Annotated in this window: 16 protein-coding genes; 10 read left to right on the top strand and 6 right to left on the bottom strand. The window is 47.0% G+C overall.

The genetic code is table 11. From position 1 onward, the window contains the following. Position 1 precedes the first annotated feature (1 nt). The 5 genes from gltB to QUB25_RS07410 all read left to right on the top strand — a co-directional run bounded on the left by gltB (position 2) and on the right by QUB25_RS07410 (position 7399). The gene (gene gltB / locus QUB25_RS07430; RefSeq protein WP_333182572.1) at positions 2–4588 is read left to right on the top strand and encodes a glutamate synthase large subunit; all 4587 of its coding nucleotides are present in this window, start codon (positions 2–4) and stop codon (positions 4586–4588) included. Positions 4589–4892: 304 nt separating this feature from the next. Further along, the gene (locus QUB25_RS07425; protein WP_333182571.1) at positions 4893–5654 is read left to right on the top strand and encodes a DUF3825 domain-containing protein; all 762 of its coding nucleotides are present in this window, start codon (positions 4893–4895) and stop codon (positions 5652–5654) included. A 228-nt stretch (positions 5655–5882) separates the two neighbouring features. Beyond that, positions 5883–6128 (top strand): type II toxin-antitoxin system RelN family antitoxin, encoded by a 246-nt coding sequence (locus tag QUB25_RS07420; RefSeq protein WP_333182570.1) that lies wholly within the window; start codon positions 5883–5885, stop codon positions 6126–6128. Then, positions 6118–6492, top strand: a complete 375-nt coding sequence (locus tag QUB25_RS07415) for a type II toxin-antitoxin system RelE/ParE family toxin (protein WP_333182569.1) — start codon at positions 6118–6120, stop codon at positions 6490–6492. The genes QUB25_RS07420 and QUB25_RS07415 overlap by 11 nt, the downstream gene beginning before the upstream one ends. Positions 6493–6889: 397 nt before the next feature. After that, complete coding sequence (locus tag QUB25_RS07410; RefSeq protein WP_333182568.1) at positions 6890–7399, top strand: hypothetical protein; 510 nt, start codon at positions 6890–6892, stop codon at positions 7397–7399. 48 nt (positions 7400–7447) lie between these two features. Here QUB25_RS07410 and QUB25_RS07405 read toward each other — a convergent pair whose 3' ends face one another. Continuing rightward, entirely contained in the window at positions 7448–8932 is a 1485-nt protein-coding gene (locus QUB25_RS07405) for a tetratricopeptide repeat protein (protein ID WP_445251938.1), read from the bottom strand. 6 nt (positions 8933–8938) lie between these two features. Next, positions 8939–9379, bottom strand: a complete 441-nt coding sequence (locus QUB25_RS07400) for a tetratricopeptide repeat protein (protein ID WP_333182567.1) — start codon at positions 9377–9379, stop codon at positions 8939–8941. 168 nt (positions 9380–9547) lie between these two features. Here QUB25_RS07400 and QUB25_RS07395 point away from each other — a divergent pair, with 168 nt between their 5' ends. Next, positions 9548–9889: a XisI protein gene (locus QUB25_RS07395; protein ID WP_333182566.1), complete on the top strand. Its 342-nt coding sequence runs from the start codon at positions 9548–9550 to the stop codon at positions 9887–9889. 335 nt (positions 9890–10224) lie between these two features. On the opposite strand, the gene psbA is transcribed toward QUB25_RS07395, so the two are convergent. Next, positions 10225–11307 carry a photosystem II q(b) protein gene (psbA, locus tag QUB25_RS07390; protein WP_333070606.1) on the bottom strand — a complete coding sequence of 361 codons (1083 nt, stop codon included), beginning with the start codon at positions 11305–11307 and terminating at the stop codon, positions 10225–10227. Between the two features lie 197 nt (positions 11308–11504). Further along, entirely contained in the window at positions 11505–13250 is a 1746-nt protein-coding gene (locus tag QUB25_RS07385) for an alpha/beta hydrolase (protein WP_333182565.1), read from the bottom strand. A gap of 286 nt (positions 13251–13536) precedes the next feature. Between QUB25_RS07385 and QUB25_RS07380 the strand changes: the two genes are divergently transcribed. The 4 genes from QUB25_RS07380 to QUB25_RS07365 all read left to right on the top strand — a co-directional run bounded on the left by QUB25_RS07380 (position 13537) and on the right by QUB25_RS07365 (position 18736). Beyond that, positions 13537–14517 carry an Npun_R2479 family HD domain-containing metalloprotein gene (locus QUB25_RS07380; RefSeq protein ID WP_333182687.1) on the top strand — a complete coding sequence of 327 codons (981 nt, stop codon included), beginning with the start codon at positions 13537–13539 and terminating at the stop codon, positions 14515–14517. 138 nt (positions 14518–14655) lie between these two features. Beyond that, the gene (locus QUB25_RS07375; protein ID WP_333182564.1) at positions 14656–15720 is read left to right on the top strand and encodes a vWA domain-containing protein; all 1065 of its coding nucleotides are present in this window, start codon (positions 14656–14658) and stop codon (positions 15718–15720) included. Between the two features lie 114 nt (positions 15721–15834). After that, positions 15835–17985: an NAD-dependent DNA ligase LigA gene (gene ligA, locus QUB25_RS07370; RefSeq protein ID WP_333182563.1), complete on the top strand. Its 2151-nt coding sequence runs from the start codon at positions 15835–15837 to the stop codon at positions 17983–17985. Between the two features lie 337 nt (positions 17986–18322). Further along, positions 18323–18736: a hypothetical protein gene (locus QUB25_RS07365; protein ID WP_333041287.1), complete on the top strand. Its 414-nt coding sequence runs from the start codon at positions 18323–18325 to the stop codon at positions 18734–18736. A 74-nt stretch (positions 18737–18810) separates the two neighbouring features. Here the strand turns inward: QUB25_RS07365 and QUB25_RS07360 are convergent, their stop codons facing one another. Beyond that, positions 18811–19095: a hypothetical protein gene (locus QUB25_RS07360; RefSeq protein ID WP_333182562.1), complete on the bottom strand. Its 285-nt coding sequence runs from the start codon at positions 19093–19095 to the stop codon at positions 18811–18813. Positions 19096–19132: 37 nt separating this feature from the next. Beyond that, a partial coding sequence (locus QUB25_RS07355) for a CHAT domain-containing protein (protein ID WP_333182561.1) occupies positions 19133–20885 on the bottom strand: 1753 nt, incomplete at its 5' end.

Raw genomic sequence — 20885 nt, 5'->3', positions numbered from 1 at the left:
AATGAACAGCAACGGACTGCCACAAAAGCAAGGTCTGTACGATCCGCAGTTCGAGCACGACGCTTGCGGAGTCGGATTCATCGTACACATGAAGGGTAACAAATCCCACGAAATTGTCGAGCAGGCACTGACAATCCTCTTGAACCTCGACCACCGGGGCGCGTGCGGCTGCGAACCCAACACCGGAGACGGGGCGGGGATTTTGATGCAAGTACCCCACAAGTTTCTGAAGAAAGTAACTGCGGCCCTAAACATCGAACTTCCCGAAGCCGGCGAGTACGGCGTTGGCGCGATTTACTCGTCGCCAAATCAAACTGAACGCGAAAACGCCAAACGCATTTTTGAGGAAATCGCGGCAGAAGAAGGCCAGGAAGTGCTGGGCTGGCGCGATGTGCCCACCGACAACTCGTCCCTCGGCGACACCGCCAAATCTAGCGAACCCTTCATGCAGCAAGTGTTCCTCCGGCGCGCCGCAGGTATCGATGAGGCGGCTTTCGAGCGGAAACTGTACGTCATCCGCAAACGGGCTCACAATGCCATCCGCAGGACTAACACAGACCCATACTGGTATAATTCCACACTCTCCTGCCGGACGATCGTCTACAAGGGTATGTTAATGCCGGTGCAAGTGGGAGATTACTATCCCGAACTGCACGACCCCGACATGGAAAGCGCTCTAGCCCTGGTTCACTCGCGCTTCAGCACGAATACTTTTCCGAGTTGGGAACGATCGCACCCTTACCGCTACATCGCTCACAACGGCGAAATTAACACGATGCGCGGCAACATTAACTGGATGCACGCGCGGCAATCGCTGTTCGAGTCGGAACTATTCGGCGATGACTTAAAGAAAATCCCCAATTTAATCAATATCGAAGGCAGCGACTCGACGATTTTTGACAATGCTTTGGAATTGCTGACTTTGGCTGGGCGTTCTTTGCCGCACGCTGTAATGATGATGATTCCGGAACCTTGGACAGCCCACGAGTCGATGAGTGACGAGAAAAAAGCTTTCTACGAATACCATTCTTGCTTGATGGAACCTTGGGACGGCCCAGCTTCGATCGCCTTTACCGATGGTACTTCGATCGGGGCCGTGCTCGATCGCAACGGTTTGCGCCCTTCCCGCTACTGCGTCACCAAAGATGACTTGGTAATTATGGCATCGGAAGCGGGAGTTTTGCCGATCGCCCCAGAACGAATTGCATCCAACGGCCGCTTGCAACCGGGGCGGATGTTTCTGGTAAATACCGAGGAAGGCCGCATCGTCTCTGATGAGGAAATTAAAACCAAAATCGCCACAGAACACCCGTACCGCGAGTGGATCGACCAGCACATGGTCGAAATCGCCAAACTCAAAGATGCGCCGGCAGTAGCAGAATCTCATCCCGAAACATTATTGCAGCGGCAAATGGCCTTTGGCTACACCTTTGAAGAACTGCGGTTGCTGTTAGCGCCGATGGCGAAAGATGGCGTGGAAGCTGTCGGCGCGATGGGTGCGGATACGCCGCTGGCGGTGCTTTCCAACCGCCCAAAACTGCTTTACGAATACTTCCAGCAGTTGTTTGCTCAAGTTACCAATCCGCCGATCGATTCTATCCGCGAAGAAATTGTAACTTCTGCCGAAACTACGATCGGCGCTGAACGCAATTTGCTCAAACCGGAACCGGAAAGCTGTCATTTGATTGAACTTAAAACGCCAATTCTCAGCAATGAAGAATTAGCTAAGCTCCAACACGTAAATGAGGGCAATTTCAAGTCACTCACCGTGCCGATTTTGTTTGACCCCAAAAGCGGTGTAAAAGGTCTAGAACAGGCGTTAGAAGAGGTTTTTGCAGCAGCAGACAGCGCGATCGCTTCAGGGGTGAATATCATCCTTTTGAGCGATCGGGGTATCAGTCCAGACAAAGCCCCAATTCCGGCGCTGCTGGCAGTTGCGGGCCTGCACCACCACTTGATCCGTAAAGGTACGCGCACGCGGGCGGGACTCGTGCTCGAATCCGGCGAACCGAGGGAAGTGCATCACTTTGCGACACTGATTGGATATGGTTGCGGCGCGATTAATCCGTATTTGGCCTTTGAGACGATCGCCGATTCGATCCGCGAAGGATTGCTGCTAAATGTCGAGTACAAAACTGCTTGCAAAAACTACATCAAAGCCGCCACTAAAGGTGTGACGAAAGTTGCCTCGAAAATTGGGATTTCCACAATTCAAAGTTATCGCGGCGCGCAGATTTTTGAGGCGATCGGCTTGAACAAATCCGTAGTCGATAAATACTTTGCTTGGACAGCCTCGCGGATTGAAGGTGTAGACCTCGAAGTCATCGCCCAAGAAGCAATTTTGCGCCATACCCACGCTTTCCCAGACCGCCCAGCCAGCGGACATACTCTCGATGTTGGCGGCGAATATCAGTGGCGGAAAGAAGGCGAGGCGCATTTGTTTAGTCCGCAGACAATTCACGCGCTGCAAAAGTCGGTGCGCGAGGGCAGTTATACGCTTTTCAAACAGTATTCTGGGCTGGTAAACGAACAAAACCAGCAGCATTTTACCTTGCGCGGTTTGTTGCAATTCAAGCAGCGGGAATCGATACCCATTGAGGAAGTTGAGCCGATCGAATCTATTCTCAAACGCTTTAAAACTGGGGCGATGAGTTACGGTTCGATTTCTAAAGAAGCCCACGAATCGCTAGCAGTAGCGATGAACCGCATTGGTGGCAAATCGAACACCGGTGAAGGCGGGGAAGATCCTGAACGCTACACTTGGACGAACGATCGCGGCGACTCGAAAAACAGCGCGATCAAACAAGTTGCTTCCGGCCGTTTCGGCGTTACCAGCTTGTACCTTTCCCAAGCGCAGGAACTGCAAATCAAGATGGCGCAAGGCGCGAAACCCGGTGAAGGCGGACAGTTGCCCGGTAAAAAAGTATACCCGTGGATTGCCAAGGTGCGGAACTCGACTCCGGGTGTGGGATTGATTTCGCCTCCTCCTCACCACGACATTTATTCGATCGAAGATTTGGCAGAATTGATTCACGACTTGAAAAATGCCAACCGGGAAGCGCGGATTAGCGTCAAACTCGTGTCGGAAGTTGGAGTCGGGACGATCGCGGCCGGGGTTGCGAAAGCCCACGCCGATGTCGTGTTGATTTCCGGCTACGACGGCGGAACCGGCGCTTCGCCGCAAACTTCGATCAAACACGCGGGATTACCTTGGGAATTGGGACTGGCGGAAACTCACCAGACTTTGGTACTCAACAATCTCCGCAGCCGGATTGTTGTGGAAACTGACGGTCAAATGAAAACCGGCCGCGATGTAGTAATTGCTGCCTTGCTTGGTGCTGAGGAATTCGGTTTTGCGACGGCGCCGCTGGTGACATTGGGCTGCATTATGATGCGCGTTTGCCACCTCAACACTTGCCCGGTGGGCGTGGCAACCCAAGACCCGCTGCTGCGGAAAAACTTTACCGGCGACCCAGAGCACACGGTAAACTTTATGACCTTCGTCGCCCAGGAAGTCCGGGAAATTATGGCGCAGTTGGGTTTCCGCACGCTGAATGAAATGGTGGGGCGGACTGATGTTTTGGAAGCGAAACAAGCTGTGGAACACTGGAAGGCTAAGGGTTTGGATTTCTCGAAAATCCTTTATCAGCCGGAAGTTGGACCGGAGGTCGGGCGCTATTGTCAGATGGCGCAGGATCACGGTTTGGAAAAGTCGATCGACATGACGGTGTTGTTGGATTTGTGCAAAGGTGCGATCGAAAATGGCGAAAAAGTACACGCCAAACTGCCAATTACCAATGTCAACCGCGTTGTCGGCACAATTCTGGGCAACGAAATCACCAAACGCAACTGGGAAGGTTTGCCGGATGACACGGTGCACCTGCACTTCCAAGGCAGCGCTGGGCAAAGCTTTGGCGCATTCGTACCCAAGGGTGTCACCCTGGAGCTCGAAGGCGAAGCTAACGACTATTTGGGCAAAGGGCTCAGCGGCGGCAAAATCATCCTGTATCCGTCGCCAGCTTCTACCTTCGTCGCAGAAGAAAACGTGATTGTCGGTAACGTAGTGCTTTACGGCGCGACATCCGGCGAGGTTTTCATCCGAGGGATTGCGGGCGAACGTTTTGGGGTGCGTAACTCTGGCGTTAACGCAGTAGTTGAGGGTGTGGGCGATCACGGTTGCGAGTACATGACTGGCGGCAAAGTTGTAGTTTTGGGCCAAACCGGGCGCAATTTTGCAGCGGGTATGAGTGGCGGTGTTGCTTACATTTTGGATGAGGCGGGGGATTTTGCAACTCGCTGCAATATGTCGATGGTGGATTTGGAAAAATTGGAGGATGTTGAGGAAATTAGCGATTTGCGGCAGATGCTTCAAACTCACGTTGATTTAACTGGAAGTGCGAAAGCATCGAAGGTTCTGGCTGCGTGGGATGAGATGGTGCCGGTGTTTGTGAAGGTGATGCCGAGGGATTACAAGCGGGTGTTGCAGGCTATTGAAAGGGCGATCGCATCGGGTTTAAGCGGTGATGATGCGCTGACGGCTGCGTTTGAAGAAAACGCTCGCGATGTCGCTCGGATTGGCGGCAGCTAGGGTTAGGATGGGTGCGTTAGGCGCTAGCGCCTAACGCACCTACAAAAACTATTGGGAAATCTCACAAAAAATAAAGTTATCATACATAATTTTCTCTGTCAGAGAGGTTTGTCAAGCAGTTGCTTTTTACGAACAAGCATTTGGATTAAAACAACGATTTATTCATGAAAGCGGGTTGACATAAATAAGTGACTTGCCGTATACGTGCGTTATATTATGTATGAAACCGCATCTGCAATACAATTATAAGTTAGCTCTGACTTTCAGATCGGTTTAGTTCCAAACTTTACACACAAGACAAAGTATGTGGCCTGAAGATTTTTTTGAATTTGCTTTTATCCCAAATATGGATGCTAGTCTTCAGGATTTAGCAGATGAATCTGAACCGGAAGATTGGTCTTATCAAAATACATCTAGCGATCACCCCCTGCCAGTTCTTTACAACTACATTCGGTACACCTATAGAAAGGTTTCTGAAGAAGGGAAAATTACTCTCTCTGAGGATGGTCAATATAGTTGCTTCAATACGGGGCTTGTAACTCCTAGCCAAGAAGCTATTTATGCATCATTTGAAGTCAACCGTAAAATGAATGCACAGCCTTGGTTCTTCAAAAACTGGTTTCGTAAGGGACGGTGGGAGCTAAATAGCTTTCCTGAACTTCCCGATCTAGCCCACTATTTTGACGATCCAGCCTCACTTGTTTTTGATACCCGAAAGGATTTGAGAGTCAATGTAGAACACATAATTGAAGAAAATAAAGAACGTTTCCCTGAGCCATATCAATCTATGGATGACTATGCTCTTCAAACTTTCTTAAAGGGTGCAATAGATAATGCTAAGGAGAGGGTTCGCAGAAATTATAAGACGGCAATTCCTCAATATTACAGAGGACAGATTCAGTTGCTTCTTCCCTTATGCTTAGGCAATCCTCAACGCGCAGACCTGGCTCTGGTCGCTGACAGACATTCAACCTTTTACCGAGTTTCAACCTGTCTCACGCTTGATATGGCATACAATAATGCTCGTCAGATTACTAAACCAGATCGGGATTGGTTGCAGCCTTGAGAGCTAACACTTCAGAGCAGCGGACGGTCGCAAATCGCTGATGAGAATGCAAATGTTATCTACCGCCACTGGCTTTTGCCGTTATCAAATGCTTGTATGAGATTTACTATCGAATACTGCTAACTTCCCGGCAACTAGAAAATTAAAAATGTAAAATACTGTAACAGTAGTAATAAGCTAGAAACAATAGTTAGCTTTTTACGTTTCACAGAAACACAAAGGCACACTATGAAAGCGATCGAAACTACCGGAAAAATTGACGATCGAGGGCAACTTTTTCTCGATCGACCCCTTACCCTTGTCAACCACAGACACGTTCGGATTATTGTCTTAGTGCCGGAAGACACTGATATCGATCCAGATGATGACCCCATCGAAACTGTCCTCGAAGGGCTTCAGCAAGGCTTTCATGAAGCAATTACCGGACAAACTCTCCCTTTGTCTCAACTGTGGGACGGAATCGATGACAATTGATCCGCAACCGATCCAAATTGAAGTCACCCCCCGATTTCAACGAGACCTGCGAACTTTAGCCAAACGCTATCGCAACATTCGCAACGACATTCAGCCTGTAATCGAACAACTTCAAGCGGGGGAACTTCCGGGCGATCGCATTGCGGGAATGGAGTACGAAATTTTCAAAGTCAGAATTAAGAACAGCGACATTCAAAAAGGCAAAAGCGCGGGCTACCGTGCTATTTATTACCTCAAAACTAGCGACTCGATCGTTTTGGTGACAATCTATTCTAAATCAGACCTATCAGACATCGCCGCCGAAACAGTTCGAGAAATTCTAGCCCAATATGAGCAACAATTTCCCGAATCAGAAGAATTATGAATCAAGAATTTTTGAACTCGATCGAGTCCAAGTATCTACTTAAAAAACTAATATACGGCTAAGTTGAATTTCACGCACCTTGAGAGGCTAGAAACAGGTTATAGCGTTGAGTTATTCGATTTGTTGGGAAACACTGTAGCAGTTGCGACGCTACCTGGAAGTTATTAGCGATCGCCAACAAGTGCAGATAGACCTACAGTTAGACTGGTTAATAGTTTTGCTGCGTAAGTAGAGACAATTGTGCAATGGATAAACTAACTGAGTATCCCCAACTAATCTAATTGAACTCACCCCTGAATTGCTGTCAACCCACCCGTGCGGTATAATGTTGTTACTAGATTGTAGAATAGCAATAAAAAAAAAGGGATAATTATGACCAAGGTGAGATATCATTTATATGAACATCAACTTTAAAAAACCCTGGATTATTGGGCTAGCTATTAGTCTACCTTTTTTCCTAATGGCTACAGTAAGTTTGATTGAAACAGCACAGATGAGTAAGTTGATATGTCAACGAGTGGAGTCTGGACAAGGAAGATGCGAGTTGACAAGAGTTGACTGGCTGGGCAAGACTTCCACAAAAACATGGCAAACCAATGAAATAAAAAAAATTGAATTTATTGACGATCGTCAGCAAATCCGTCTACTAACTCCACAAGGTGAAATTATTCTTATGCCTTTTTATGAATCTGCTGGCAAAGGGTCAAATAAATGGTATAAGCAATCGATAGTAAAGCGAATGGAAGCGTTTTTCTTAAATAACCTAGAAGCAGAACCAAATCTAATGATTGAAGAAGATAACAGAGGCGTGGGCTATATACATGGTATTTATTTAATATTTATGGGACTAATTTGCGTAATGGGAGGTTTAGACTACTCAATAAATATGAAAAAGCGTATCAAATAATAACTGTGCTTGTTTAAATCTTGTGGTTGATAATTGTGCCTTTAAATATTAATTTGGGGGAATAGTCGGAGTTTTTTTCTGCAAATCCTGTGCTTTTTGTTTAAGGGCATTCGCTTCTGCTTGTTGACCTTTTTTAGAGAGAGCATAGCTTAAGTTATAGTAAGCCCTAACAAATTCGGGATTGCTGCGAATAGCTTCTCGATAGTGCGCGATCGCCTCGTCTAATTGCCCTTGATTCAAGAGAGTATCCGCTAAGTTGGTTTGAGTCAGCCACAGGTCACGATTAATTGTAACTGCCTTTTTATATAGTGAAATTGCCTCAGGCAGTTTGCCCTGAGATCCTAGAATTAATGCCAAATTATTGTAGGGAGGTGTGAAGTTGGGAGTCAGACGAATAGCTTCACTATATGCAGCCATAGCCTCTTGCCTCTTTCCTTGCTGCTCTAAATCAATTCCTAGGTTATAGGAAAGACGTGCTAAGTTCTCGCGAATAGCTGCATCATGGGGATTGAGCCGAACTGCTTCCTTAAATAGGGCGATGGATTCTTGGAGTTGGCCTCGTTCTTCTAAAAGATTTCCTAGACTCTGGTAAGCACCGGGAAATTTAGGATCGAGACGAATCCCCTCTTTATAATAAAAAATAGCTTCCTTAAATTGACCTTTATTTTTAAAAGCCAACCCCAAATTGTAGTACGCCACCGCATTTTTAGGATTCAAACGAATAGCTTCTTGGTAGTGAACCATTGCCTCATCTAGCTTACCTTCATTGTGCAAAACAAATCCTAAGTTAATATGAAGGTTAGCATCATTAGGATTAAATGAAAGAACGAAACGGGCGAGATTGGTATTGTATAAGGAAATACTCACCAATAGTGACCAAATCAACACACTTAAAGCAACGATTCCTACTCCGACTAAAACAGCCTTGACTCTTTTGTTTTGCTGCAACTGCGCTAGCCACAACCCCCATTTAGCGATTTTTAGATTAGGATTAAAGCAAAGTGCTTGCTTAAATTTAGCTATAGCTTGAGCGCTTTTGAGTTGTTGAAAAAAAACGGCTCCTAAGTTATGGTGAGCCAAGCCAAGATTTGGAGCAAATCGAATTGCTTGCCTAAACTTAATACTAGCGAGATCTAGTTGGCGCTGCTGGAGTAAGATAGCTCCAATATTACTGTGAGCTAGCGCTAATGTCGGATCGAGCTGTAGGGCTTTGGTGTAGGCTGCGATCGCCTCGTTAGTTTTGCGTTGGAGGTCTAGGAGAACTCCCAAATTATTATGGGCGATCGCGAGTGTGGCATCCAGTTGAATGGCTCGGCGACAGGCAGTGAGCGCTTCCTTAAACTGGCGTTGCTCATGCAATACTGTACTCAATTTACAGTAAGCTATCGCATTATTCTCATCAAACCGAATTGCTTGCCGATAAGCTGCGATCGCTTCTTTGGTCAACCCGACTTGTCGTAGTGCGTTCCCTAAATTCAGATGAGCCTCGACATCGTTAGGATGAAGGCTGATAGTTTTCTGAAGTTGGGAAATTTCAGATTATAATTGGCCTGGTGTTTTGAGATCTAGTATCGAGTTTGTATGAGTATAAGCTAGGTTAGGGTTAAGGCGAAGGGCGTCTTGAAGTTTGGTAATAGCTGCTGCGCGATCGCTTTGTTGGGTCAAAACTGCGGCCATGCCAATATGAGGCTGTGCATCGTCAGGATTAATCCGAATTGCTTGTTCATAACAAGTCATTGCTGACTCTAAATTACCTTGTTCTGCGAAGATTATTCCCAAATGATAGTGAGCGTCGGCTCGATTGGGGTCGAGGTTAATGGCTTGTTGGCAGTGAGCGATCGCATCTTCTAGCTTGCCACAATCGTAGAGAACAATTCCCAAGTTAAGGTAAGCTTCTGCTTCATTGGGATGAAGCTCGACAGCTTTTCGGAACGAGGATTCTACACTCTTGTGGTCTTTAGGCTCATAGTATACGCTCATCAAGCGAAAAAGAAAGGACTATTATTGACTTCCGTATTCTGGCACACTCAAGGCAAGAAGAACTTACCCAAGTGCAACAGGAATTAGCTGCCACCCCCATTGTAGGAGTAAAGCCGGGATACGGACTTGCATAGGACAAGATGTAAAGAACTGTAAGGAAATTGTGCAATGGATAAACTAATCGAGTATCCCAAACTAATCAAGCGTATTTTGACCGAGTATGTAGAATTGTGCCGCCATCCTCAACCAGACATCGAGACATTCTTGATTACCGATGAACAAAACGGTCATTACATCTGGATGAACCTGGGCTGGCAAAAGGGCGATCGCATTACCGATATCACTGTTTACGTTCGGATTCGCGATCGCAAATTCTGGATTGAGGAAGACTGGACAGAAGATGGGATTGCAACGGATTTGGTGCGCGCTGGAGTTCCCAAGGAAGATATTGTTTTGGCATTTCACGAGCCTGGGATGCGGCAGTACACAGATTTTGCAGTAGCTTCGTAGCACTTCAGGGATGGGAAAATTAAAAAGCTCGATCGCACAGCTATTGATGGTTATTTATTGAACAAAATTTTTTTTAAACATTAGTGTACTTACCACCATATTCTCCTTTACCTAAACAAGATTGAGCCAAAAAGAGTCTTGGTTAAAGAGTCGAACCCGCCAACAACTGGAACAGTTTGATTGTTTACGTTCTGGCAATTGAAGATGTCTTAGGTCAAGCGTCCTAACTGCCTTAGCCGCTGCTATACTTCCCATCCCCGCAGTAAAAATATTTTTCCCCAAACAAAAAGCGCCCCTATTTCTAGGAGCGCTCTTTGTTAATCAAAAACTAAAACTTAGCCGTTGATAGAAGGAGCAACCAAAGCTACTGGGGTGACTTCACTTGCAGCCAAGTCAAGCGGGAAGTTGTGAGCATTGCGCTCGTGCATTACTTCCATACCCAAGTTAGCGCGGTTGATCACATCAGCCCAAGTATTGATGACACGACCTTGAGAGTCGATAATCGATTGGTTGAAGTTGAAACCGTTCAAGTTGAAAGCCATCGTGGAGATACCCAAAGCGGTAAACCAGATGCCTACTACTGGCCATGCACCTAACAAGAAGTGCAAGGAACGGCTGTTGTTGAATGAAGCGTATTGGAAAATCAAACGACCGAAGTAGCCGTGGGCTGCAACGATGTTGTAGGTTTCTTCTTCTTGACCGAATTTGTAACCGTAGTTTTGCGATTCGGTTTCGGTTGTTTCACGAACCAAGGAAGAAGTAACGAGAGAACCGTGCATGGCGGAGAACAAAGAACCACCGAAGACACCAGCAACTCCCAACATGTGGAACGGGTGCATCAGGATGTTGTGCTCGGCTTGGAACACGATCATGAAGTTGAATGTACCGGAGATACCCAAAGGCATACCGTCAGAGAACGAACCTTGTCCAATTGGGTAGATCAAGAATACTGCGGTTGCTGCTGCAACTGGTGCAGAGTAAGCGACGCAGATCCAAGGACGCATACCTAAGCGGTAGGACAGTTCCCATTCACGACCCATGTAGCAGAAAACGCCAATGAGGAAGTGGAAAATTACCAATTGGTAAGGGCCGCCGTTGTACAACCACTCATCGAGGGAAGCAGCTTCCCAGATTGGGTAGAAGTGTAAGCCGATGGCGTTGGATGAGGGAACAACTGCACCTGTGATGATGTTGTTACCGTACATCAAGGAACCTGCTACTGGTTCGCGGATGCCGTCGATGTCCACTGGAGGGGCAGCGATGAAGGCGATGATGTAGCAGATGGTGGCGCTCAGGAGGGTAGGAATCATCAAGACGCCGAACCAACCTACATAAATGCGGTTGTCGGTTGATGTTACCCACTCGCAAAAGCGTTCCCAGACGTTGGCGCTTTCGCGCTGCTGTAAGGTTGTTGTCATGGTTTTATGATTGCTGTATTTGGTTGTCAATGTTCGGATGATGTTTCTATTATTAACGGTGTTGTTAACGTTTGTAAAGGGGTTGAGCGACAGTTAAACTGATGAGTGTGATTAGGAAAGCTGATGAAAGGAGAGACAGGGCCGATCGCCCCCGCACGAAAATAGATGCCAGCGTGCACACGCGGCGCACCTCAACCCTAACGAACGGGAGCGATCGGAGGTGGAGAAGGTAGAGGAACAGGAGCGAGGACAGGCGGAGAGACTGGCCTGCGAGGAGGTGGAGAAAGCCTGAACTGCTGGAGTTGTTGCGGGGTGAGCGATCGCAAAATTCTCAGTCCGAGAGTGTCTCGGGAGATGCTTAAAGCGTAGGATGGCTCCAAATACGGGCGGAAATTGGATTTGTTGTTCAAATAGCTTTCCATGAAAGCTAGGCTGAGTCCGCTGAGGTAGCGGCGGGCTAAAACTGGTTCCGGCCCGATGACCTCTGGTGGTGGCAGAAAGAGGCTTTGAGGGGAATCCTCGATCGTTGAGAAGTGAGTCCCGTTGTTCATCAGTACCAGATATTTGTTGGGCGATGTCAGCCAAGTGAACGGTTGAATTTGTTCCAGCAAAGCGGGGGCGACGGTATCGGCGCTGCCTGCGATTAGCATGACTGGGATTTGGATTTTGCTGAGGTTTGTTTCTCCGAGAATGCTGCTGACGATCGGGTTGACGGCGATCGCAGCTTTGACGCGCGGGTCGTCGAAATTGTACTGGTTGCGCTCTAGGCCGCGGGCGCGGCACTGCAACAGTAGGGAGAGGTTCCAAGTATCGTTTTCGAGTCCGCAATCTTTGTCTAGCTGTGCAAAATTAATCTCCGCCCCGGCTAATGCTAAAGCCGTATAGCCACCGAAAGACTGGCCTATGACGCCGACTCGCTGCAAGTCAAGCTGCCCTTGGTAGGTCGGGTCGGTTGTAGATAGTTTGGTTAAATAATCGAGCAGATCTTTGATGTCGAGGGGGCGGTTGACAAATTCTGCTGGTTCTGCTACTTGATTGGCTCTGCCTGTTACTAAGTCTTGGATTTGTTGGGCGTTGCTGCCGGGGTGTTCGGGGACGGCGACGGCAAAGCCGTAGGAGGCTAGGTGTTTTGCTAAATACTCGAAGGAAAGGCGATCGGAACCTAAACCGTGAGAAATTACTACTACTGGGGCCGGTTGCGGGCTGCCCTGCGGCAGGTATATGTCCATATCAAACGTGCGAGGGCGATTTGGACTCGTCACAGTTACCGATGATTTTTTCCAAGTATAGGGGCCCGGTAGCTGGGGTTGCTGCATTTGGGCCGGGGGTATGGCGGGTTCAGAGGCTGCTTGTGCTTCGGACAACTGGGCGACTCCCGCGATCGTCTGATTGGAACGGTTGATCAGCGATGTCAGCTCGTTGGCGATACCCAAGGCGCGGGCGATGTCAATCCTGATGCCATAGGTGGGGAATTTCCGCAGCACGTTGAGAATTGTCAGGCCTTCTGGATCTGAGGCTGCTAAAATCAGGGCGGCTCGGATGGCATAAAATCCAGGCTGCCGAGCTTTGGTTTGAATTACTCGGCCTAAGCGTCTCAGCAGCACTTCTCCTTGAGGCGTGTAAAGGAATTGGGCGATCGTCACGGGGCTGATTTCAGCTTTCGCTTGCAGGGCGCTGCGAATCTCAGCTAGCTGAGATTCTTTGATGTACTGAGCGAAGCCGTCCAAGTTTGAGTCTATTTTGCCTTCTTTGGCTAAAAGTGCCAGGGATTCGATGGGAACTGATTCTTCTAGCGGCCCGTAAGTTACGTAAATTCGCTCGGCACCCATTGCCGGTGCGGCGGTGCAAACAGCCGTGAATGCACACAATCCTAGGTATTTTTGGGCGATCGACCGCCGAGTGCGAAGGGCAGCAGTGGAGAGGCTCGAAAAAAGACAGTTCATAACTTTCACACCTAGGACTTCTAATAATTAGTCGGTGAAACGATGTAAATTGTTTCGTCAAAATTTAATACCCAAAAATCGCTCTGTTGCTTCGGATACTTCAGAAATTAGGTTATCTTGGGAAGCATAGCCAAAAAAGAAATTTTCTGACCTGACAAGACTAGCTGAAATTTAAAATTCAACGCCGAGGGGTCAAACCTACTGGAAGGCCCTTTGATTATTTTTTCAGCTATGCAAGATATTTTCGATCAAGTTTGTAACTACAGCCTGAGTGAGAGAATTTATGATGTTCAATGCAACTGCTATCCTGATTGACGCTTTTGTGCAAGAGTTGCAGGCCGGCTACCGTCGCACCTACGGCAAGTACAAGCCTGACTACCCTGAAATTATCGCCTGGGCAGGGACTATGGCTCTGGAAAATATCGCTAACTGCGATGCTCTGTACCACAATGTGGAACACACAATGCTCGTGGCTTTGGTGGGACAAGAGATTCTCCGCGGCAAGCATATTCGCGAAGGGGGAGTGTCGCCAGAAGATTGGCTGCACTACCTGATCTCGCTGCTGTGTCACGATATCGGCTACGTCAAAGGTGTTTGCCGCCAAGACCAAGAAGCTGTGGGACTATATGCTACGGGTATTGACGGGGGCATGGTTTCTGTGCCGATCGGGGCAACTTCTGCCAGTTTAACTCCTTATCATGTCGATCGAGGAAAACTCGTAATTGACGAACGCTTCGGCGGCCACACATTAATTGATGCCGAACAAATCAAGCGCAATATTGAATTGACGCGCTTCCCAGTTCCTGCTAGCGAAACTCATCAAGACAGAAACAATTATTCTGGACTCGCTAGGGCCGCCGATTTGATCGGTCAGTTGAGTGATCCAAATTACCTGCGAAAAATAAGTGCCTTGTTCTACGAATTTGAGGAAGTCGGCACTAATAAAATCTTGGGCTACAAATCTCCGGGAGATTTGCGGCAAAATTACGCCAAGTTTTATTGGAATGGAGTTTTTCCCTACATTCCAGCAGCTTTGAATTATTTGGAATTGACCCAGGGAGGCAAACAAATTATTGCCAACCTCTACGCCAATGTATTTCAGGTAGAACACGCTGAACCGCTCGCTTTCACCAAGCCCAACGCTCAAGAATTAACCAAATCCCGCGCCAATAGCAACTTGAATGGCGAAAAAGAAGGTGAGAATCTTCAACCTTCCATGTCCGGGGACAACAAGAAATTTACCGAGTTTCCAGACTTGAATTTGTGATGATTTACGCCCTGAATTCGGCAGCTAAAAACAGGAGTCATAATTATTAACAGAAAAGGGAATTTTTAAGTTGCTGACTCCTTCCTTGTAAGCTATAGTATAGCTAATAAATCGTGGTTTATTAGGAATAGTTAGGTCATGGAAACCAACAATATTGAAGTCGTTTTTAGCTTTGATACAACTGGCAGTATGTACCCTTGTTTGACGCAAGTTCGTCGGAAAATCAAAGAGACGGTAACGAGACTGCTAGATGAAATTCCTGGCATTCGGATTGGCATTATTGCCCACGGAGACTATTGCGATGCTGCCAGCACATACGTAACTAAACACCTCGATTTGTCTGGCGATGTCGGCACGATTTGCAATTTTGTTCAAAATGTAGAGCCAACTGGCGGCGGCGATGCTCCAGAATGTTACGAATTAGTCTTGCACGAAGCTCAGTCACTTTCTTGGACTCCAACTAATTCCAAAACTTTGGTACTAATTGGCGACGACATCCCCCACGCACCCGCTCAAACTCCTCAAAAACTTAACTGGCGTAAGGAAGTAGATAAGTTAGCACAGATGGGAATTACCGTTTACGGCATCCAAGCTCTCAACCGCCAGCACGCTACTTTATTCTATAAAGAACTAGCCGAAAAGTCTGGAGGTTTTCACCTCAATTTAGACCAATTTTCATACATTACAGATTTATTTTTAGCAGTTTGTTACCAACAGTCATCTAACGAACAACTGCAAGCTTACGAACAAGAAGTTGTCAGTCAAGGTCGCATGAATCGTGGATTAAACAAAATGTTTAATACCATGCTGAACCGGGAAGGTGTTGCTGTTTACGAATCAGCAGAATTGCGAGCCGTAAAACCGGGGAGATTTCAAATTTTAGAAGTTGACAGCGAGATTTCAATTAAAGCTTTTGTTCTGGAGAATGGTTTGACTTTTAAAACCGGGCGCGGGTTTTATGAATTTACTAAAACAGAAACTATCCAAGGTAAAAAAGAAATTGTGCTGATGGATCGTTCCACAGGGGATTTGTTTGAAGGAGAAGCTGCGCGAGAAATGTTGGGTTTGCCAATGGGCGAGACTGTTCGCATCAAACCGAGCAATCTAGAAAAGTATGCGGTTTTTGTGCAAAGTACCTCGGCAAATCGCAAGCTGATGGGGGGAACTCGTTTCCTTTATGAAGTTGAAGATTGGGATCGTTAATCAATCTTAAATGTCCAAACAACAACCGCAGATCGATGCAGATCGGGGTAAAATCTCTATTCTCTGTGTTTGTGTTATGGTCTGCTGTTAAAAAATATACACTTTCAAATTAATATGCAACCCGAAATTCAGCAGCAAATTCAACAGTTGAGGCAGCAGCTACAGCAAGCTAGCTATGCTTATTATGTTCTAGATGCACCGATTATGCCAGATGAGGTGTACGATCGACTTTATCGCCAGTTGCAAGAATTAGAATCAGATTATCCTGAATTAATTACTGCGGAAAGTCCGACTCAGCGGGTGGGAGAACAGCCTGCTACTCAATTTTTTAGCGTCAAACACAATATTCCTCTCTACAGTTTGGAAAATGCTTTTAATTTTGAAGAATTTGCTAAATGGCAGGAACGCTGGCAAAGGGTAGCACCTCCCCTAACCCCCGGTCAAGAAGGAAATGCACCCCCCCTACCCCCCTCTGATCAAGGGGGGGGACTTGATGGAATAACATCTTCCATTAGCAATCAGGATAATAGGGAAACTACTCCCCCCCTTAGCAAGGGGGCGTTGGGGGGGATTTCCTATGTTTGCGAATTAAAAATTGACGGTTCTGCTTTAGCGTTAACCTATGAAAATGGGGTTTTAGTTCGCGGTGCGACCCGGGGAGACGGCATTGCCGGAGAGGAAATTACTCAAAATGTCAAAACTATTCGCTCGATTCCTTTAAAGCTCAATTTAGATAATCCGCCGCCTGTTGTGGAAGTGCGGGGAGAGGCTTTTTTGTCTTTAGCTGTGTTTGAAGAAATTAATCGGGAACGGGAAAAAGCAGGGGAACAATTGTTTGCTAATCCTCGCAATGCTGCGGCGGGTACGCTGCGGCAGTTGGATTCTAAAATTGTGGATAAGCGCAAATTGGATTTCTTTGCTTATACTCTGCATTTAGATCAGGGTAACGAGGGTAACACGCAGTGGGATTCGTTGGAATTGTTGCGACGAATGGGGTTTAAGGTGAATCCCCATCGCAAAATTTGCTATTCTTTGGATGAGGTTCGGGAGTATTACGAATATTGGGATACTGAACGACGGAATTTGCCTTACATGACGGATGGGGTTGTTGTTAAGATTAATTCGGTTTTGCTACAAAAACAATTGGGTTTTACTCAGAGGTTTCCGCGTTGGGCGATCGCCCTGAAGTATCCCGCGGCCGAAGTCCCTACAATAGTAGAAGCTGTCACCGTGCAAGTAGGGAGAACCGGGGCTCTGACTCCTGTAGCGGAACTCAAACCGGTGCAGTTGGCGGGGACGACGGTTTCGCGGGCTTCTCTCCATAATAGCGATCGACTTTCCGATCTCAAGCTGCACATTGGCGATACTGTGATTGTCAGAAAAGCTGGGGAAATTATACCAGAAGTTGTGCGAGTTTTGCCGGAACTTCGTCCCCAAAATGCTAAACTTTTCCAAATGCCTAGTTGCTGTCCCGAATGCGAACAGCCTGTGGTTCGGGAAAAGGGGGAGGCCGTTACTCGCTGTATCAATACATCTTGTCCAGCGATTTTGAGGGGTTCGCTGATTCATTTTTGCAGCCGGGATGCTCTGGATATTAACGGTGTTGGCGAAAAGTTGGTGCAGCAGATGGTTGATAGCAATCTGCTGCATTCTGCGGCGGATTTGTACGATTTGACTGCGGAAAGATTGATGAGTTTGGAACGCATGGGTAAGAAGTTAGCAGAAAAGTTGGTAAGTGCGATCGCCCAATCGAAAAATCAACCTTATGCGCGCGTACTTTACGGCTTGGGCATCCGCCACGTCGGCAGCGTGAATGCTCAATTGCTAACAGAAAGGTTTGCAAATGTGGAAGAGTTAGCAGGGGTATCGGCGGCATCGATTGAGGGCGTTTACGGCATCGGGCCGGAAATTGCTCAAGCTGTTTATCAGTGGTTTCGAGTGCCAGCAAATCAAAGTTTAATTGCACGGTTGAAAACTGCGGGCTTGCAATTGCAGTCAGAAGTGAAAAATCCCAATTTAGCCCGTACAAATTTACAACTTGCAGGCAAAAGCTTTGTGATTACCGGAACTTTGCCCACTTTGAAACGAGATGAAGCTAAAGATTTGATTCAAAAAGCAGGAGGTAAAGTCACAAGTTCTGTGAGTGCTAAAACTGATTATGTGGTGGTGGGAGAAGATGCTGGTTCTAAGTTGGAAAAGGCTCAATCTTTGGGAATAGAACTACTTTCGGAATCAGAGTTACTAGAACTGCTATCGAAACCATAAATGATTGGGGAAAGTCAATATATTTCTCTTTCCTCTTTCTCTGCGCCCTCTGCGCTCTCTGCGGTTCCCAAAAAAAGCGCTGATTCATTTCAGCCGTTTTCAAAGAAAATGCCTAACAATTCTATTGCCCTAGGTGCAAAATAGCCGAGCGCGAATTGGGCAATACCTCAAAAGGCATAGAAATTGCGATCACACTTGGTGAATATACATACTTCCCCGGCGGTGCTGCCCGAATCAGTTGTCGGTACAGGCTAGTTTTGCTAAAATTTGATAAAGTTTGCAATAGCTATGGCAACTGCGAGCTTAGCCAAATCCCAGCAATCATAGGAGATACATTATGTCTGAAATTCCAGCAGAACAAACACAAACAAACTTGACAACTCCAGAAATAACTACCGAAAGCTCAATTTCTGGAGTGGAAAACGTAAAAAATAGTTTGGGAAACGTCCTAAATAATTGGAAGTTGAAAGCAGGATTAGCCGTTGCTGTACTCTTTGCAGTGTTGCTATTTGCTTTCTACTGGCAGCATATGATTGCAGTCGTAGGTATGAAGAGTTGGTCGGCGCGATCGGGAGCTAACCCGATCGAATGTATGGTAAGAGATACTAATAACGACGAGTATGTCAGTTGCAGCGCCCTCCTCGACCAGCAGATTGTGCCTCTTGAGTGCAGTTCGAGTTTGTTCAATATCGGCTGTCGAGTCAATTACGGAACTGCGGCCCCAAATCCGAGACAGACCAACCCTAGATAGAGCATCTGCGGGTTAGAAATGATTGTTGAACGAACAGATTTGCTAATTAAAGTATGGGACTTACAAAGAAAATCTCACCGTGAAAATACTCCAGCAATAAATATCAGAAAACTCTTGTTTTTCTTGTTGTAAATTAGCAGGTAATGAAAGTTACCTGCTATTGCCATGAGGTAATCTGTGATAGATGAGGGGCGGCAGTAGATTGGCGATCCACAGGTTTTTGATGATATTACTTTAGTGGTGATGAAACAGAAATAGAGTTCCAAACCCCCTGGATCGGCGGTTGAAATTGCGGCAGCCACGGAGGAACCGCCCCAACCACCACAAGCGGGCATTGCCACTACTGTAGGAACTTTCATCCCTAAGAAGCGGAGACAGAAAGATAAAAATGGGAGCTTACCAAGGGCTTCCGATCATGGTGAAACTACTCCAATAATAAGGATGAGAAAAATTTTGGTTTGCTTGTTGTAAATTAGCAGGTAAATTTAACTTGCCGCCTGTTGTTACTAGCTGTCCGTTTTCCAGGCGCACTTTACCGGACATTATTGCTTGTTGAGCCAGTTGCAAAGCTTCTGCCTTAGTTGTGGTTCCTCGCAACTGGTGGTAAAATTCGCTCATCAGCCCCAAAGTGCCTCCATCGTCAACATACCACAAACTCCCTAAAGCAGATTTCGCGCCGGATTTTACTGCTAAACCTCCAAAACCTAATTCTGCTTCCCGATCGCCCATAGCAGTTCTACAAGCACTTAATACTAACAAGTCTACCTGCGGATTGCGCCAATTCAAACTCTCCATGCGATCGAGCTGCAATTTGGAATTCCACAGTTGAATGTAGGAATTGCTCGCTTTTCCCGGTTTGAATTCAGCGTGAGTTGCTAGATGAACGATCCGAAATCCTCCCTTGACGTGTTCCGAGTTGAGATTCTCTACAGTGAAAGTAGAATTGAGGAAAGATGGACTCTGCCACTGAGTCGAAATCGCCTGCAATTCGATCGGCACACTGGGCAAGGGCTGTTGGTCAACAAATTCTGACCTTCCCATTGCTAGCACGGTGGCGTCTCTAACAGCTTTATAATCGGTATTAGTCGAACTAAAACTTGGAATTAGGCTGAAACTGTATTTTTCAATCAAGAAGCCTTTACCGTCGTGTAAAGCTGCAAAGGGCAGGCTCCGCAATCCGGGATCGACTGACAGTAATAAAGTTTGAATTCCTAAGTTTTCTAAGTCTTTTTCTAGGGGTGCGATCGCCCATTTATATAATTGCTGGGCGGCGGCTAGATAGCTGGTACTAGCGCGTTTTGCGGGATTGGTGATTTCAGCGCGAAACTCCTGGACGGTGGGGAAAAGAGCTGCTCTGTTCGCTTCGGGGACGCTGTAGTGAATCGGTTGCCCGACGGGAGGAACTAAAATTAGTTCGAGTTGATCTTCTCGCGAGACTATGTAGATAATACCAGACCGCTTGCCGGTTTGCTGTTCGATATTTTGTAAAGTTTGTTGGGCTGTCGAAATTAAGACTTTTTCCTCTGGGAGGTTGGCTGTTACCCCCAAGTACTCTCCAAATTCTTGATTCCTCATTTCTTCGATTCCCCAGAGTGTTTTCTGTATGTCGTTACCTTCAAAAAGTCGATCGGGAGGCGGGGCGTATCCCAAAATTAAATTAGAAGTAGGGTTAACTGTTAGTGCTTGTTTGAATGCGGGTGAAGAGGCTACGATGCCAGCGGGTAATTGACTGGTGATACTTGGATCGATGGTTAAAACTCGATCGGCAGCAGCAACACCGGGATTGTCTAGCGATCGAATTTCGGGGCGTTTAAAGTCTTGTGCATCGGAGGTTGAGGGTTCGGGTGCGGGCGATGCTGGTGTTGCCACAGGTGCGGGCAGTTGTATTTCCGTAGAAGCCATCGGAGTGGGAGTGACACTCGGAGTGGGAGTGACACTCGGAGTCGGAGTGGGAGTTTCACTCGGAGTCGGAGTGGGACTTACTACCGGAGTTGGAGTTTCACTCGGAGTCGGAGTGGGAGTTTCCAGCGGAGTGGGAGTTTCACTCGGAGTCGGAGTGGGAGTTTCCAGCGGAGTGGGAGTTTCACTCGGAGTCGGAGTGGGACTTACTACCGGAGTTGGAGTTTCACTCGGAGTCGGAGTGGGCGTT

It is taken from the genome of Microcoleus sp. B3-D7 (assembly GCF_036705305.1).
GTDB lineage: Bacteria > Cyanobacteriota > Cyanobacteriia > Cyanobacteriales > Microcoleaceae > Microcoleus.
The sequence above is the reverse complement of the archived record's forward strand: the minus strand, read 5'-3'. Positions and strand labels throughout refer to the sequence as shown.